The sequence below is a fragment of the [Brevibacterium] flavum genome (genome assembly GCF_019317305.1).
Taxonomy (GTDB): Bacteria; Actinomycetota; Actinomycetes; order Mycobacteriales; family Mycobacteriaceae; genus Corynebacterium; species Corynebacterium glutamicum.
The window spans coordinates 675,177-691,126 of the sequence record NZ_CP079240.1; the positions used below are offsets into that span (position 1 = coordinate 675,177).

A 15,950-nucleotide genomic window follows, 5' to 3' on the forward strand; every position below is an offset into this window, starting at 1 on the left:
ATTTCTGTCCGCCGTTGGTGGCACAATAGGTCAACATGAACTTGCTGACCACCAAAATTGACCTGGATGCCATCGCCCATAACACGAGGGTGCTTAAACAAATGGCGGGTCCGGCGAAGCTGATGGCGGTGGTGAAGGCGAATGCATATAACCATGGCGTGGAGAAGGTCGCTCCGGTTATTGCTGCTCATGGTGCGGATGCGTTTGGTGTGGCAACTCTTGCGGAGGCTATGCAGTTGCGTGATATCGGCATCAGCCGAGAGGTTTTGTGTTGGATTTGGACACCGGAACAGGATTTCCGCGCCGCCATTGATCGCAATATTGATTTGGCTGTTATTTCTCCCGCGCATGCCAAAGCCTTGATCGAAACTGATGCGGAGCATATTCGGGTGTCCATCAAGATTGATTCTGGGTTGCATCGTTCGGGTGTGGATGAGCAGGAGTGGGAGGGCGTGTTCAGCGCGTTGGCTGCTGCCCCGCACATTGAGGTCACGGGCATGTTCACGCACTTGGCGTGCGCGGATGAGCCAGAGAATCCGGAAACTGATCGCCAAATTATTGCTTTTCGACGCGCCCTTGCGCTCGCCCGCAAGCACGGGCTTGAGTGCCCGGTCAACCACGTATGCAACTCACCTGCATTTTTGACTCGATCTGATTTACACATGGAGATGGTCCGACCGGGTTTGGCCTTTTATGGGTTGGAACCCGTGGCGGGACGAGAGCATGGTTTGAAGCCGGCGATGACGTGGGAGGCGAAGGTGAGCGTCGTAAAGCAAATTGAAGCTGGACAAGGCACTTCCTATGGCCTGACCTGGCGCGCTGAGGATCGCGGCTTTGTGGCTGTGGTGCCTGCGGGCTATGCCGATGGCATGCCGCGGCATGCCCAGGGGAAATTCTCCGTCACGATTGATGGCGTGGACTATCCGCAGGTTGGGCGCGTGTGCATGGATCAGTTCGTTATTTCTTTGGGCGACAATCCACACGGCGTGGAAGCTGGCGCGAAGGCCGTGATATTCGGTGAGAATGGGCATGACGCAACTGATTTTGCGGAGCGTTTAGACACCATTAACTATGAGGTAGTGTGCCGACCAACCGGCCGAACTGTCCGCGCATATGTTTAAGTGAATACGTTTAAGGAGCAGCAATGAAATCTGAGTTTCCGGTATCCGGCACGAGGCGTTTTGAGCATGCCGCAGATACCCAAAATTTTGGGGAAGAATTAGGCAGGCATCTAGAAGCTGGCGATGTGGTGATTTTGGACGGCCCGCTGGGTGCTGGAAAAACCACATTTACTCAAGGTATCGCTCGTGGATTGCAGGTGAAGGGGCGGGTGACATCGCCGACGTTTGTGATCGCGAGGGAACACCGCTCGGAAATCGGTGGGCCAGATCTGATCCACATGGATGCCTACCGATTGCTGGGCGAAGACAGCGAGGATGCTGATCCGATCGGTGCGCTGGACTCTTTGGATTTGGATACCGATTTGGATTTGGCTGTGGTTGTTGCGGAATGGGGCGGTGGCTTGGTGGAGCAGATCGCTGACTCGTATCTTTTGATTACCATTGATCGAGAGACCGCTGTGCAGGAAGACCCGGAATCTGAGGCTCGAATTTTCCATTGGGAATGGCGCGAAGGCCGTTGAGAAAGTTTTCCACACTAAAATAGTGTGATTCCGTCCGAATCTGTTGTTTTAGTTTTGAAAATGCGGGATCATGGAAAGTAGTGAAAAGTGAATTTTAGTTCTGTGCTTTCTCTGCCCTTTAAGTGAACCTTTTGTTGGATCTTGCATTGAAAAAATGAAACCTCGTCGGGAATGCAACTTGGGATCACGTCTCGGGCAAGAAACGTCCTTAAAAAAAGGGGAGTGATTGTGAGTGCTTGATTTCTTAGCTGCGAACCCGCTGATTGCGCTGGTGGTTATTTTGGCCATTGGTTTAGCAATTGGTCAGATTAGGGTCTTTGGCCTTTCTTTAGGTGCCGCCGCGGTGCTGTTTGTGGCCCTGGTGTTTTCAACTGCAAATACCGACATCGTCATCCCCATGATTGTTTATCAGCTGGGCTTGGCGATGTTCGTTTATGTCATCGGTTTGTCCGCCGGACCAGCATTTTTCAGTGAGTTCGCCAAAAAGGGCTGGAAGCTCACCATCTTTATGCTCCTGCTGCTGGCAACACTGATTGGTTTGGCGTGGGTGCTTATTAAGTCACTGGGGCTTGATGCAGCGATCGGTACCGGTATGTTCACCGGCGCGCTGACCTCGACTCCCGGTATGGCAGCGGTCGTGGAATTGATTGAAGGAATCGATCCAAGCCTTGCCAGTGAACCTGTTATTGGTTATTCCTTGGCATATCCGGGAGCCGTGCTGGGATCCATTGTGGTGGCCGCGGTTGGAGCGAAACTGCTCAAAGTAAATCACCGGGAAGACGCTCGAAAAGAAGGCATGATCACCGCACCGCTGGTGTGGAAGGGTGTGCAGCTCAAACCTGGAATCACAGGCAGGGTGGGAGATCTTCCACGCCTTGCAGGTGAAAGTATCATCGCAACCCGCATTGTGGATGATCCACATACGCACCGCCTCGCGGATCCAGATCTGCCGATTACTGAAGGCATGGAACTGTTGATCAACGGCACTGAAGAAGCCGTGGATCGGGCAATTAAGGCGTTGGGTGAAGAACGCGAAACCAAAATTGAGGACACAGAGCTGATCTACACCCGCCTGACGGTATCTAGCCCTGAGGTTGCAGGTAGAACCGTTGCTGAGCTTGATACTGTAGCTCACGGATTCATGATTGCCCGTATCCGCCAGGGCGATTCTGAGGTAGTGCCTAAACCTGACACCGTGATCAACTACTCTGACCGCGTCCGCGTGGTGGTTGCTCCTGGTCGTGTGGCTGAAGTGCGACGATTCTTAGGGGACTCTGAAAAGTCCCTTGCTGATGTTAATCTGCTGCCTTTAGCCATCGGATTATCTCTTGGCCTGTTGTTGGGCGCGATCCCGATTCCTCTTCCAGGCGGCACCACGATGTCCCTTGGCTTTGGTGGCGGCCCGATTATTGCCGGCCTGATTTTGGGAGCACTCAAGCACACAGGACCGCTGACGTGGCAGATGCCGTTCCACGCCAACCGCACGATCTCCACCTTGGGCCTGGCGCTGTTCTTGGCTGGTGTGGGTACCTCTGCAGGTGCAGGATTTAGAGCTGCGCTTACCGATTTCTCCTCCTTGATCTACATGGCCGGTGGCTTGGTGATCACCTTGGCCTCTGCGCTGCTGTGTGCTGTGATCGGCATGTGGGTACTTAGGTTGAGGTGGGATGAAGCCATGGGTGTTGCCGCTGGCACCACCACAAATCCTGCAATTATTTCCTATCTGAATGGGCAAACCGGAACGGATCTTGCCAACAGGGGATATGCCACCGTGTACCCCACGGCGATGATCGGTAAAATCCTCGGCGCGCAGATATTGTTCTTGCTGCTCTAAGGTGATTTTTGGGCAGTGGTGGGGGTGGTGTCCACCCCTGCGCGTAACCTGGGAAGCATGACTAAAACACTTGGTTCCCTTCAGCTGGAAGAAATCACGCTGACCCTCCCCCTGACTGAAGATGTGGCCGATGAACGCACCATTGATGTGTTCGCACGCATTGTCACACGCGTCGGTGGGGAAGACCTTCCATATTTAGTATTCCTGCAGGGTGGGCCTGGCAATGAAGCTCCACGTCCAAGCCTTAATCCCCTCAACCCCAATTGGTTGGGCGTGGCCTTGGAGGAATACCGCGTGGTCATGTTGGATCAACGTGGCACCGGCCGTTCCACCCCAGTGGGTAATGATATTTTGGAAAAACCCACAGCAGAAGTAGCGGAGTACTTATCCCACCTGCGCGCAGATGGCATTGTGCGAGATGCTGAAGCCCTGCGTAAGCATTTGGGTGTGAATCAGTGGAACCTTTTAGGCCAGTCCTTCGGAGGTTTCACCACCCTGCATTACTTGTCCCGGCACGCCGATTCCTTGGACAACGTGTTTATTACCGGCGGTCTCAGCGCTATTGATCGCCCAGCAGAAGATGTGTATGCCAACTGTTACAACCGCATGCGCCGAAACTCTGAGGAATTCTACCGCCGCTTCCCGCAATTACGGGAAACTTTCCGAGGGTTGGTTAATCGTGCTCGCGCCGGGGAGATTGTGCTTCCCACCGGCGAGGTTGTGTCAGAAACCCGGCTGCGATCCCTTGGTCACTTGTTGGGTAGCAATGACGGCTGGTTTGATCTGTACAACCTGCTGGAATTAGATCCCACCTCCAACGCTTTTGTCCATGACCTGGCAGGACTTTTGCCTTTCGGCAACCGCAACCCAATTTATTACGTGCTCCATGAGTCCTCTTACGCCGACGGTGTGGTGACAAATTGGGCAGCAGAACGTGTGCTTCCAGAGGATTTCCGCGAGGATCCAACACTGCTCACCGGTGAGCACGTGTTCCAGGAGTGGACAGACACCGTGCCTTCGCTCAAGCCGTGGAAGGACGTTGCCCTGGCATTGGCTCAGCAGGAATGGCCCAAGCTTTATGATGCGAAGGCATTGGAAAACTCACAGGCCAAGGGCGCTGCAGCAGTGTATGCCAATGACGTTTTCGTGCCCGTGGATTACTCCTTAGAAACCGCACAGCACCTGCCCGGTGTGCAGCTGTTTATCACCAGCCAGCATGAACACAATGGACTTCGTGCCAGCTCAGGCGCAGTACTGAAGCACCTTTTCGATCTGGCCCACGGCCGAGAGGTACGCTGATTCCTCGTGTTAGTACTAGCCCTAGACACCTCAACCCCTGACCTGATCGTCGGCGTCGTCGACTCCGACACCGGAGACACCCGCGCCGAAACCATCATCGAGGACACCCGCGCACACAACGAGCAGCTCACGCCCACCGTCCAGAAGACGCTTCTCGACGCCAACTTGAGCTTTTCAGATATCGACGCGATCGTCGTGGGTTGCGGCCCGGGACCGTTCACTGGACTTCGAGTAGGCATGGTGTCCGGCGCAGCGTTCGGTGATGCCCTGGGAATCCCTGTCTATGGGGTCTGCTCACTTGACGCGATTGCTCACAATATTGGTGCACGCAACATCCCGTACGCATTAGTCGCCACTGATGCGCGCCGCCGTGAAATCTACTGGGCAACCTACCGCTCCGGCGAACGTGATCAGGGACCAGATGTCATCGCACCAGCAAGCATCCAGATCGGTGGTGCTGTAGACACCATTTCGATTCCTGAGCACCTGGTGGAAAAACTCCCAGAAGAACTCCAGAATGTCACCATGCATAGCGGCAAACCTGCCCCCGCAAGCTTGGTGGCAGTGGCTGATTTCAGCGTGGAACCACAACCATTGGTTCCTCTTTACCTGCGCCGCCCAGATGCCAAAGAACCAAAACCAAAACCTAAATCTGCAGCCATCCCCGAGGTGGATCTTTCATGAGTGAACAATTCGAGCTACGGGAACTCCGCAGGGAAGACGCGGGGCGCTGCGCCGACCTGGAGCAAATCCTGTTCCCAGGTGATAACCCCTGGCCACGTGATGTCTTTGCCGTGGAGTTTTCCCACCCCACCAATTTCTACATCGGCGCTTTCGACGAAGGATACTTGGTGGCGTACGCAGGTCTTGCCATGATGGGACCTGCGGATGATCCAGAGTTTGAAATCCACACCATTGGTGTCGATCCGGAATTCCAAAGAAAAGGCTTGGGACGCGTACTCATGGATCAAATGATGCATGCAGCGGACAGCCACGACGGTCCAGTTTTCTTGGAAGTCCGCACCGACAACGTACCCGCGATTTCCATGTACGAGGCTTTCGGCTTTAAAACCCTGGCCGTGCGCAAAAACTACTACCGGCCATCCGGAGCTGACGCCTACACCATGCAACGCCCACGCTTGAGCGATCGCAAAGATCAACAGACAGACACAGAGGGGACACCCAGCTAAACCATGATCGTTTTGGGAATTGAAAGCTCCTGCGATGAAACAGGCGTAGGCGTAGTCAAACTTGACGGCGAAGGAAACCTAGAGATCCTCGCCGATTCAGTGGCCTCCTCCATGCAAGAACATGCCCGCTTTGGTGGCGTCGTGCCAGAAATCGCCTCCCGGGCGCACCTGGAATCTATGGTCCCCGTGATGCGTGAAGCGTTGAGGCAGGCGGGCGTCGATAAGCCAGATGCTGTGGCTGCAACCGTGGGCCCTGGTTTGGCGGGCGCGCTGCTCGTTGGGGCCAGCGCTGCGAAGGCGTATGCCGCTGCGTGGGGAGTTCCGTTTTACGCGGTCAACCACCTGGGCGGACACGTCGCCGTGGCCAATCTGGAAGGTGAAACTCTTCCACACGCAGTGGCTTTGCTGGTTTCCGGCGGACACACTCAATTGTTGGAAGTCGACGCCGTGGGATTACCCATGAAGGAATTGGGATCCACCCTCGACGATGCCGCTGGCGAAGCCTATGACAAAGTCTCAAGGCTGTTGGGATTGGGCTACCCGGGCGGCCCCATCATTGATAAATTGGCGCGCCGGGGTAATCCAGAGGCCATTGCTTTCCCCCGCGGATTGATGAGAAAGTCGGATTCTCGGCATGATTTCAGCTTCTCCGGTTTGAAAACCTCCGTTGCCCGCTACGTGGAAGCTGCGGAAAGAAACGGTGAAGTTATTTCCGTGGAGGACGTCTGCGCATCATTCCAAGAGGCGGTGTGTGATGTGTTGACGTTTAAGGCCGTGCGTGCGTGTCGCGATGTCGGTGCGAAGGTGCTGCTGTTGGGTGGAGGAGTGGCTGCCAACTCTCGTCTGCGGGAGCTTGCTCAAGAACGTTGCGATAAAGCCGGCATCGAACTCCGGGTTCCTCGTTTCAATTTGTGCACCGATAATGGTGTCATGATTGCAGCGTTGGCGGCTCAAAGAATCCACGAAGGTGCCCAAGAATCACCAATTTCGGTCGGAACTGATCCTTCTTTGTCCGTTGAGACCCCACAGGTGTTTTAAACATTTAGTATTAGTTCCATGAAACCAGTCTTCTCCGTTGACCAAATCCGACGCGCAGAAAACACCCTTTTTGAGCTTCAGGCAGATCCGGATGAGCTGATGATCTCCGCGGCATCGGCGGTGGCCGATGTCGCGTTGGCAATGGTGGACGGCCCCGCTCCGGCGGTCTCCAGTGAGGAGTCAATCCTGCTGCTGGTCGGCCCCGGTGGCAACGGTGGCGACGCCTTGTATGCAGGCGCGTTCCTTGCAGAAGAAGGCCACCACGTTGATGCTTTGCTGTTGGGAAACGGCAAAGTCCATCAATCAGCATTGGCATATTATGAGTCTTTGGGCGGGCAGATCATTTCCGATTTTCCCCCTCCCTACCTCTACCGCCTGGTGATTGATGGTTTGTTTGGCATCGGTGGTCGGGGAGGGCTCACCCCAGAGCTGGCCAGTTTGGCGGAGTCTTTTTCCGCGTCAGGTATCCCCATTTTGGCGATTGATGTGCCGTCTGGCGTGCATGCCGATAGTGGTGAACTGCCGCCCGGCGTGATGGTGACGGTGGAAGGATTTGATGATGATGCACCGATGGCGCGTCAGAAAATTCCGGCACACATTGACGCTGATGTCACGATCACGTTTGGCGGTTTGAGACGCGCCCACGCGGTCAGTCCTGCGTGTGGTGAAGTGCTCTGTGCTGATATCAACATCGCTGGTGGCGGCGGAAAATCGCTGTCCGCTGAGTTGAGTCAGGTGCAGGCAGAAGACGCGACCCCGCAGATGTTTGCCTCCAAGGCGTATCAACGGAAAGATTCGCTTTTTGAGCGCGCGAATCTCAAAGCTACGGCGCCACATATCCATAGGATCGGCCAGCATTTTACCTTGTTGAACATGGAGCCTGGCCCGGATCATGATAAATACAGTGGCGGAATTGTCGGCATTGTTGCAGGTAGTGGCACCTATCCAGGGGCTGCTGTGCTGTCGGTGAAGGCGGCTGTCAGGGCCACAAGCGCCATGGTCCGATACGTTGGCCCTGCGGTAAATTTTGTCATCCAGTCGCTGCCGGAGGTCGTCGCAACGCAATCACTTGCCACCGCGGGCCGAGTGCAGGCCTGGGTGCACGGCCCCGGACGCGGGCTGGAGGCTGAGCAATCAGCTGAGCTTGCGGAGCTTTTGAGCCGGCCTGAGCCTGTGCTTATCGACGCCGACAGCCTCTCATTACTCCAGCTCTCAGCGGAGCTTCGGCAGGCGTTGCGCGAGCGAAAAGCGCCAACGGTACTCACCCCGCATAAGGGTGAATTTGAACGTATCGCAGCAGAATTACGATCCGAAGGCGTCGAGATTCCCCAAGCGGGCAAAGATCCCATTGGTGCTGCGCAGGCGTTAGCCAAAGAATTTGATTGTTGCGTATTGCTCAAGGGGAAATACACCGTCATTGCAGCTCACGACTTTGTGCATGCGATCAACGCGGGGCATTCCTGGTTGGCAACCCCTGGCTCTGGCGATGTGTTGTCAGGTCTTGTCGGTGCACACTTGGCTCAAAGCTACGCAGAATTAAACCGCTTGCCGGAGTTTTTCCCCGATGTGACCTTGTCTGATTCTGCGATTTACACCCAGATTGCACCTGCTGCGACCATCCACGCGGTTGCTGCTGGGTTGGCCGCACGAACCGAATTTGGGTTTGCGCCGACCTCCGCAAGTTTGATCGCTGATGCCATCCCTGCAGCGACCGCCAAGGTGGATTTGAAGCGAATTGTCTAGCTCTGCATGAATTCCGTATGAATTCTTTTCTTTCAAGTGGCCGAGACGTGAAGCGCACGGTTAATTGAGAGGCATGACCTACGGATTTCTTGTCAACACAGATCTCACCCACCGCGCGATTGACTTTGATTTAGAAAACGCTGCGAAGTTCCTCGGCGGTGCCGATGATGGCCGCGTCGCTGTCGCTTTCCAAGAGGATGGCACCTTGTACGCCGCTCTCTACAGCGCCAGCGCAAAAGATGAGGGTGCCGCAGCCAACCCAGTAGCCTCCCTTGGCCGCAACGCCGCTGCTACCGGTGATGGCTCCTTCTTCTCTGATCCGACCACTGCAATCTGTGGCCCTGTGATCTTCGTGGGTGCCGAAGGCGAAGACATCACGTTGGATGAAATTGAGCGAATTAAGGACGGCATTCGCGCCGCTCGTAACTACCGCGATGATTATCCAGAGGAATTCAACCTGTGGCGCAACGCTGTATATAACCTGCGTACGGCTTAAAGTTTGGCTGCCATGTGAATTTTTAGCACCCTCAACAGTTGAGTGCTGGCACTCTCGGGGGTAGAGTGCCAAATAGGTTGTTTGACACACAGTTGTTCACCCGCGACGACGGCTGTGCTGGAAACCCACAACCGGCACACACAAAATTTTTCTCATGGAGGGATTCATCGTGGCAAACGTCAACATCAAGCCGCTTGAGGACAAGATCCTCGTTCAGATCAACGAAGCAGAGACCACCACCGCTTCCGGCCTGGTCATTCCAGATTCCGCTAAGGAAAAGCCACAAGAGGCAACCGTAATCGCAGTTGGCCCAGGCCGCTTCGATGACAAGGGTAACCGCATCCCACTGGACATCAAGGAAGATGACGTTGTGATCTTCTCCCGTTACGGCGGCACCGAAATCAAGTTCGGTGGCGTGGAGTACTTGCTTCTCTCCGCTCGTGACATCCTCGCAATCGTCGAGAAGTAGGGGATAAGTTCATGGCAAAGCTCATTGCTTTTGACCAGGACGCCCGCGAAGGCATTCTCCGGGGCGTCGACGCTCTGGCAAACGCTGTCAAGGTAACCCTCGGCCCACGTGGCCGCAATGTGGTTCTTGATAAGGCATTCGGCGGACCTCTGGTCACCAACGACGGTGTCACCATTGCCCGCGACATCGACCTTGAGGATCCTTTTGAGAACCTCGGTGCACAGCTGGTGAAGTCCGTTGCTGTTAAGACCAACGATATCGCTGGCGACGGCACCACCACCGCAACTCTGCTTGCTCAGGCACTCATTGCTGAAGGCCTACGCAACGTTGCTGCTGGCGCAAACCCAATGGAGCTCAACAAGGGTATTGCTGCAGCTGCAGAAAAGACCCTGGAAGAGCTGAAGGCACGCGCAACCGAGGTGTCTGACACCAAGGAAATCGCAAACGTCGCAACCGTTTCATCCCGCGATGAAGTTGTCGGCGAAATTGTTGCTGCAGCAATGGAGAAGGTTGGCAAAGACGGTGTCGTCACCGTCGAGGAGTCCCAGTCCATCGAGACTGCTCTCGAGGTCACCGAAGGTATTTCCTTCGACAAGGGCTACCTTTCCCCTTACTTCATCAACGACAACGACACTCAGCAGGCTGTCCTGGACAACCCTGCAGTGCTGCTTGTTCGCAATAAGATTTCTTCCCTCCCAGACTTCCTCCCACTGTTGGAGAAGGTTGTGGAGTCCAACCGTCCTTTGCTGATCATCGCAGAAGACGTCGAGGGCGAGCCTTTGCAGACCCTGGTTGTGAACTCCATCCGCAAGACCATCAAGGTCGTTGCAGTGAAGTCCCCTTACTTCGGTGACCGCCGCAAGGCGTTCATGGATGACCTGGCTATTGTCACCAAGGCAACTGTCGTGGATCCAGAAGTGGGCATCAACCTCAACGAAGCTGGCGAAGAAGTTTTCGGTACCGCACGCCGCATCACCGTTTCCAAGGACGAAACCATCATCGTTGATGGTGCAGGTTCCGCAGAAGACGTTGAAGCACGTCGCGGCCAGATCCGTCGCGAAATCGCCAACACCGATTCCACCTGGGATCGCGAAAAGGCAGAAGAGCGTTTGGCTAAGCTCTCCGGTGGTATTGCTGTCATCCGCGTTGGTGCAGCAACTGAAACCGAAGTCAACGACCGCAAGCTGCGTGTCGAAGATGCCATCAACGCTGCTCGCGCAGCAGCACAAGAAGGCGTTATCGCTGGTGGCGGTTCCGCTTTGGTTCAGATCGCTGAGACTCTGAAGGCTTACGCCGAAGAATTCGAAGGCGACCAGAAGGTCGGCGTTCGCGCACTGGCTACTGCTTTGGGCAAGCCAGCGTACTGGATCGCCTCCAACGCAGGCCTTGACGGCTCTGTTGTTGTTGCACGCACTGCTGCTCTGCCAAACGGCGAGGGCTTCAACGCTGCAACTTTGGAATACGGAAACCTGATCAACGACGGTGTCATCGACCCAGTCAAGGTCACCCATTCCGCAGTAGTGAATGCAACCTCTGTTGCACGCATGGTTCTGACCACTGAGGCTTCTGTTGTTGAGAAGCCTGCAGAAGAAGCAGCCGATGCACATGCAGGACATCATCACCACTAAAGTTCTGTGAAAAACACCGTGGGGCAGTTTCTGCTTCGCGGTGTTTTTTATTTGTGGGGCAGAAGTGATGGTTAGAGTTACTGTGCAAAAGAGCTCTGCATAAGAATAAAGACCCGGTCAATGACCGGGTCTGCTCTTTTAAACTGCTACTGGTTGCTTGCGCTCGTTGTTGCGAAGGATAACCAGTCGTTCGGACTCTGAAAGTCCGCCCCATACTCCATAAGGCTCTGCTACAGCTAGTGCATGCTTGCGACAGGATTCCAATACTGGGCACGCTGCACAGATGGCCTTTGCGCGCAGCTCGCGACGCTGGCGAGCACGACCGCGCTCGCCGTCCGGGTGATAGAACACGTCGGAGGTCTCGCCGCGGCACGTTCCGTGCAACTGCCAGTCCCAGAAGTCTGCATTTGGCCCTGGAAGCTGGTGAGGCAATGTCATCTTCAAATACTCCCTATTGTCAGCTACTTTTTATAGCTTTGATCGCGTTCTCTGATGTGGGGTGTTCGCCCGAGACAACAGTGTCGACCGCAATGATGAACAAATTGTGACTTGTTAGTGAAGCAAAGCTGACTAAATGGCCATATGCAGGCGAACTCCTGCCAGTACGCCCGTTCTGACCTGCGGTTATGTGTTGAGGTGAATCTCCGGTGAATTCTTGTAGATAACTTGTTTTTGCAGGTCAGGACGGGGTTAAAGCAGTAGGTGTTATCTGTCAGTTTCTGAGGGGATCAGGGTTTGAGGGGTTCTAGTTGCTAGGATGGTGAAAACCCGTGGGACCAAAATCTGACTGGGTGAATGACCCCTGCGTAAAAGCGTAAGGGATTTATACTAGTCTTATTATTAAACTTTTAGAGTTTTAATGCAGGAAGGTGCGAGATCTTGGCTGACACTGAGCGCGAGCTCGCCACCCTGGTGCCACAGGCAACGGCAGGCGATCGTCGGGCATTGCAAAGGATCATGGAGATTATTCATCCCATTGTTTTGCGTTATGCTCGCGCTCGTATTGGAGGTGGACGGCAGCCAACGGCAGAAGACGTTGCTCAAGAGATCTGTCTGGCAGTAGCTACCTCCATTAAGAACTTTGTCGACCAGGGTAGGCCGTTCATGGCGTTTGTCTACGGCATTGCATCTAACAAGGTTGCAGATGCTCACAGGGCGATGTCGAGGGATAAATCGACTCCTATTGAGGAAGTCCCAGAAACTTCACCAGATACTTTTACCCCCGAAGACTTTGCGCTGGTCAGCGATGGAAGTAACAGAGTTAGGGAACTTCTCGATCTACTGAGTGAAAAGGCACGCGACATTCTTATCTTGAGAGTTATCGTTGGTCTTTCCGCAGAAGAAACTGCAGAGATGGTGGGCAGCACCCCTGGTGCTGTACGAGTTGCCCAACACCGGGCGCTCACGACACTTCGAAGCACACTTGAGCAGCAGGAGAACAAGTAATGACTCGACGTCTAAATGGTGGTGACCAGGATGGCCAAGAACACGTTAATGGGCAGCTAAAGCAGCTGTTCGACGACGACGCGTTTTTGACTGACCTGTCCCGTGGCGTTGATCCCTCAGAGGGCGATGACGCCCTCGCTGGCCTCCTCCTCGATTTAACAAAGGAAGCTCAGGAGCCGCCGGCAGCAATGCCGGATTGGTCTACTTTGCTCCCTGGAATTTTGGATCAGGATCAGGATTCGCCAGTGGAATCCACTTCGGACACCACGGTTATGCAGGCATCAAACCCTGCAACCCAAGAATTCGCACCTGTTTCTATTTCTGATACCCCCAACACTGCAACTAATTCAGCTGATGCAGATGAGTCCGCAACTGTTGTTCCACTTGCAGCACGCCGTGAGAAGCGTGCCAAGAGTGGATCAAGCGGGGTTCATTCACTGGATGCTTCGGCAACCCAGCGCAAATCTCACCCATTCCTTAGCGGTTTGGTGGGTGCTGCAGCTGCAACTCTAGTCATCGCAGGCGGTGGAGCAGCAGTGTACAACGCTGATGAAAACTCCCCGTTGTATGGCATGAATCAGCAGCTGTTTGGCAATCAAGATTCTCCAAGCGTGGTGGAGCTTGCCTCCACGCTGGAAGAAGTTGATAGTCGTACAGCTAGTGGCGATGTGGAAGGGGCACGTGCTCTACTCGAGCAGGCTCGAGCAATGCTGGATGGCATGGCACCTCCTCCAAAGGCGCCGTCGGAGGCAACCCGAACGGTTGAATCTGAACCAGGTACTCAGACGTTGACTGCAACGGTTACTGAATCCGCAAGTCCGGAACCACCGGTCACGGAAACTCAAACTGTTACCTCCACCGAGGTACAGACAGTGACAACCACTGCGGTTGCTCCACCGGTCTGGACTCCTAATCCAGAGCCAACAACCACAGCTGCCCCGACTTCTACGCCTTCAACTGGTGGCGGTGAAGGAACCGGCAATGATGGTGACTCTGGACTTGTGCCACCTCAGACTCCTGGAAACTAGGTAAAAATATAAAAACTGCTAGCAACGTATCTTTAGTTGCTAGCAGTTTTTATTTGGCTTCAAGTCCGTCTAGGTAACCAATGCAGTAGTCCCACGGCACATAGGCATCAATATTGGGTTGCGCACTTGGTTCATGCACGGGGCTGAGTTCCCCAGCCAAGGTGGCGCGCATGTTTGCTGCCATGATGTCCCAGTCGTAGTAGTGGAACTCTTCGCAGTCCTCGCACATGAAGAACACGCCTTCGATTCCTCGGGGACCTAAAACTTTTTTAAATTCCATCACGAGGCGAAGGTCTTGGCTCACGTGGATTCGCTCTTCTTCAGAAAGCGGTTCGGGATGATCATAAGGGTCATCGTCGGTAATAAACGATGCCGGGTCATTGGGATCATCGGCAAACGGGTCGCGGGGCATCATCGCATCAAAGTTCACATCTTCCACCCTATTGGCAGAGGTTGCTAAAACCCAATACACTGCCAGATTTCCGGTTGTGGAATAGCGTGTGAGCTGCAGCGGTTATCCGATTTAAGGACAAGCTACTAAAGTTTAGATAATTGTGGACACACTATGAGGAGGAACTGTCGCACATGACAACCCAGAGCCGAGTTTCTACCGGAGGAGACAACCCAAACAAGGTTGCCCTCGTTGGATTAACCTTTGATGACGTACTTTTGCTTCCAGATGCGTCGGACGTTGTTCCTTCAGAGGTAGATACCTCGACGCAGTTAACACGTAATATTCGCCTTAACACCCCTATTCTTTCTGCCGCAATGGATACTGTCACCGAGGCTCGCATGGCTATCGGCATGGCACGCCATGGCGGCATTGGTGTTTTGCACCGCAACCTGTCTATTCAAGAGCAGGCAGAAAACGTTGAGCTGGTGAAGCGTTCCGAGTCTGGAATGGTCACTGATCCTGTTACCTGTACTCCTGACATGAGCATCCAAGAAGTGGATGATCTGTGTGCACGTTTCCGCATTTCCGGTCTGCCTGTTGTTGATGAGGCCGGAAAGTTGGTTGGTATTTGCACCAACCGCGATATGCGTTTTGAAAGCGACATGAACCGTCGTGTCGCTGAAGTTATGACCCCAATGCCTTTGGTTGTTGCTGAAGAGGGCGTCACCAAGGAGCAGGCTCTTGCTTTGCTGTCTGCAAACAAGGTGGAGAAGCTTCCTATCATCGCAAAGGACGGCAAGCTTGTCGGTCTGATCACGGTGAAGGACTTCGTTAAGACTGAGCAGCACCCGAACGCATCCAAGGATGCATCAGGTCGTCTGCTGGTTGCGGCTGGCATCGGCACGGGCGAGGAGTCATTCCAGCGAGCTGGTGCGCTTGCCGACGCCGGCGTCGACATTTTGGTCGTAGACTCTGCACACGCCCATAGCCGTGGAGTTTTGGACATGGTGTCCCGCGTGAAGAAGGCGTTCCCCAAGGTCGATATCGTTGGCGGCAACTTGGCGACCCGCGAGGCTGCGCAGGCCATGATTGAAGCTGGCGCAGACGCTATCAAGGTGGGTATTGGCCCAGGTTCTATTTGCACCACTCGCGTTGTCGCAGGTGTCGGTGCACCTCAGATCACTGCGATCATGGAGGCAGCTGTTCCAGCTCACAAGGCTGGCGTTCCTATCATCGCCGATGGCGGCATGCAGTTCTCTGGTGATATCGCTAAGGCTTTGGCTGCTGGCGCTAACTCCGTGATGCTGGGCTCCATGCTGGCTGGTACCGCTGAGGCTCCTGGTGAGACCATCACCATCAACGGCAAGCAGTACAAGCGTTACCGCGGCATGGGCTCCATGGGCGCTATGCAGGGCCGTGGACTTAGTGGTGAGAAGCGTTCCTACTCCAAGGACCGTTACTTCCAGTCTGACGTTAAGAGCGAAGACAAGCTCGTTCCAGAAGGCATCGAAGGTCGCGTGCCTTTCCGCGGTCCCATCGGAGACATCATTCACCAGCAGGTCGGTGGACTTCGTGCAGCAATGGGCTACACCGGTTCCTCCACCATTGAAGAGCTGCACAACGCTCGTTTCGTGCAGATCACCAGCGCGGGTCTGAAGGAATCCCACCCGCACCACATCCAGCAGACTGTGGAAGCTCCTAACTACCACTAGATTTTGCTCACTTAAACAGCCCGATTTCTTC

Annotated in this window: 16 protein-coding genes; 14 read left to right on the top strand and 2 right to left on the bottom strand. The window is 54.6% G+C overall.

Annotated features, from left to right (window positions below; genetic code table 11):
* Window positions 1-35 precede the first annotated feature (35 nt).
* From alr to groL, 11 genes are all read left to right on the top strand, one after another.
* Complete coding sequence (alr, locus tag KW808_RS03270) at window positions 36-1,121, top strand: alanine racemase (protein ID WP_003860680.1); 1,086 nt, start codon at window positions 36-38, stop codon at window positions 1,119-1,121.
* A gap of 23 nt (window positions 1,122-1,144) precedes the next feature.
* A complete protein-coding gene (gene tsaE / locus KW808_RS03275) occupies window positions 1,145-1,642 on the top strand; it encodes a tRNA (adenosine(37)-N6)-threonylcarbamoyltransferase complex ATPase subunit type 1 TsaE (RefSeq protein ID WP_003854549.1) in 498 nt (165 codons plus the stop codon).
* Window positions 1,643-1,874: 232 nt separating this feature from the next.
* The gene (locus tag KW808_RS03280; protein WP_003860682.1) at window positions 1,875-3,476 is read left to right on the top strand and encodes an aspartate:alanine exchanger family transporter; all 1,602 of its coding nucleotides are present in this window, start codon (window positions 1,875-1,877) and stop codon (window positions 3,474-3,476) included.
* Between the two features lie 15 nt (window positions 3,477-3,491).
* A complete protein-coding gene (locus KW808_RS03285; protein ID WP_003860683.1) occupies window positions 3,492-4,775 on the top strand; it encodes an alpha/beta fold hydrolase in 1,284 nt (427 codons plus the stop codon).
* A 6-nt stretch (window positions 4,776-4,781) separates the two neighbouring features.
* Window positions 4,782-5,459, top strand: coding sequence for a tRNA (adenosine(37)-N6)-threonylcarbamoyltransferase complex dimerization subunit type 1 TsaB (gene tsaB, locus KW808_RS03290; protein WP_003860684.1), 678 nt, complete (start codon window positions 4,782-4,784; stop codon window positions 5,457-5,459).
* Window positions 5,456-5,965 (top strand): ribosomal protein S18-alanine N-acetyltransferase, encoded by a 510-nt coding sequence (rimI, locus tag KW808_RS03295; RefSeq protein WP_003860686.1) that lies wholly within the window; start codon window positions 5,456-5,458, stop codon window positions 5,963-5,965. Before tsaB ends, rimI begins: the two co-directional genes overlap by 4 nt.
* 3 nt (window positions 5,966-5,968) lie before the next feature.
* A complete protein-coding gene (tsaD, locus tag KW808_RS03300) occupies window positions 5,969-7,003 on the top strand; it encodes a tRNA (adenosine(37)-N6)-threonylcarbamoyltransferase complex transferase subunit TsaD (RefSeq protein ID WP_003860688.1) in 1,035 nt (344 codons plus the stop codon).
* A gap of 18 nt (window positions 7,004-7,021) precedes the next feature.
* Window positions 7,022-8,746, top strand: coding sequence for an NAD(P)H-hydrate dehydratase (locus KW808_RS03305; protein ID WP_003860690.1), 1,725 nt, complete (start codon window positions 7,022-7,024; stop codon window positions 8,744-8,746).
* 73 nt (window positions 8,747-8,819) lie between these two features.
* Window positions 8,820-9,242 (top strand): hypothetical protein, encoded by a 423-nt coding sequence (locus tag KW808_RS03310; RefSeq protein WP_003860693.1) that lies wholly within the window; start codon window positions 8,820-8,822, stop codon window positions 9,240-9,242.
* Window positions 9,243-9,411: 169 nt separating this feature from the next.
* The gene (gene groES, locus KW808_RS03315; protein ID WP_003854559.1) at window positions 9,412-9,711 is read left to right on the top strand and encodes a co-chaperone GroES; all 300 of its coding nucleotides are present in this window, start codon (window positions 9,412-9,414) and stop codon (window positions 9,709-9,711) included.
* Between the two features lie 11 nt (window positions 9,712-9,722).
* Window positions 9,723-11,339 carry a chaperonin GroEL gene (gene groL / locus KW808_RS03320; RefSeq protein WP_003854561.1) on the top strand — a complete coding sequence of 539 codons (1,617 nt, stop codon included), beginning with the start codon at window positions 9,723-9,725 and terminating at the stop codon, window positions 11,337-11,339.
* Between the two features lie 138 nt (window positions 11,340-11,477).
* Here the strand turns inward: groL and whcB are convergent, their stop codons facing one another.
* Complete coding sequence (whcB, locus tag KW808_RS03325) at window positions 11,478-11,777, bottom strand: WhiB family transcriptional regulator WhcB (protein WP_003854562.1); 300 nt, start codon at window positions 11,775-11,777, stop codon at window positions 11,478-11,480.
* 441 nt (window positions 11,778-12,218) lie between these two features.
* Between whcB and KW808_RS03330 the strand changes: the two genes are divergently transcribed.
* Both KW808_RS03330 and KW808_RS03335 read left to right on the top strand, forming a co-directional pair.
* Window positions 12,219-12,785 carry a sigma-70 family RNA polymerase sigma factor gene (locus KW808_RS03330; protein ID WP_003854564.1) on the top strand — a complete coding sequence of 189 codons (567 nt, stop codon included), beginning with the start codon at window positions 12,219-12,221 and terminating at the stop codon, window positions 12,783-12,785.
* On the top strand, window positions 12,785-13,813 hold the full coding sequence (locus KW808_RS03335) for a hypothetical protein (protein ID WP_003860697.1): 1,029 nt from the start codon (window positions 12,785-12,787) through the stop codon (window positions 13,811-13,813). The genes KW808_RS03330 and KW808_RS03335 overlap by 1 nt, the downstream gene beginning before the upstream one ends.
* A gap of 49 nt (window positions 13,814-13,862) precedes the next feature.
* Here KW808_RS03335 and KW808_RS03340 read toward each other — a convergent pair whose 3' ends face one another.
* The gene (locus KW808_RS03340) at window positions 13,863-14,243 is read right to left on the bottom strand and encodes a DUF5319 domain-containing protein (protein ID WP_011265586.1); all 381 of its coding nucleotides are present in this window, start codon (window positions 14,241-14,243) and stop codon (window positions 13,863-13,865) included.
* A gap of 155 nt (window positions 14,244-14,398) precedes the next feature.
* Here KW808_RS03340 and guaB point away from each other — a divergent pair, with 155 nt between their 5' ends.
* Window positions 14,399-15,919, top strand: a complete 1,521-nt coding sequence (gene guaB / locus KW808_RS03345) for an IMP dehydrogenase (RefSeq protein ID WP_003860701.1) — start codon at window positions 14,399-14,401, stop codon at window positions 15,917-15,919.
* Window positions 15,920-15,950 lie beyond the last annotated feature (31 nt).

Excerpts from the sequence above, each read along its gene's own strand:
- alr (WP_003860680.1), top strand. The coding sequence starts at position 36 with ATGAACTTGCTGACCACCAAAATTGACCTGGATGCCATCGCCCATAAC.
- tsaE (WP_003854549.1), top strand. The coding sequence starts at position 1,145 with ATGAAATCTGAGTTTCCGGTATCCGGCACGAGGCGTTTTGAGCATGCC.
- rimI (WP_003860686.1), top strand. The coding sequence starts at position 5,456 with ATGAGTGAACAATTCGAGCTACGGGAACTCCGCAGGGAAGACGCGGGG.
- tsaD (WP_003860688.1), top strand. The coding sequence starts at position 5,969 with ATGATCGTTTTGGGAATTGAAAGCTCCTGCGATGAAACAGGCGTAGGC.
- KW808_RS03305 (WP_003860690.1), top strand. The coding sequence starts at position 7,022 with ATGAAACCAGTCTTCTCCGTTGACCAAATCCGACGCGCAGAAAACACC.
- KW808_RS03310 (WP_003860693.1), top strand. The coding sequence starts at position 8,820 with ATGACCTACGGATTTCTTGTCAACACAGATCTCACCCACCGCGCGATT.
- groL (WP_003854561.1), top strand. The coding sequence starts at position 9,723 with ATGGCAAAGCTCATTGCTTTTGACCAGGACGCCCGCGAAGGCATTCTC.
- whcB (WP_003854562.1), bottom strand. The coding sequence starts at position 11,777 with ATGACATTGCCTCACCAGCTTCCAGGGCCAAATGCAGACTTCTGGGAC.
- KW808_RS03335 (WP_003860697.1), top strand. The coding sequence starts at position 12,785 with ATGACTCGACGTCTAAATGGTGGTGACCAGGATGGCCAAGAACACGTT.
- guaB (WP_003860701.1), top strand. The coding sequence starts at position 14,399 with ATGACAACCCAGAGCCGAGTTTCTACCGGAGGAGACAACCCAAACAAG.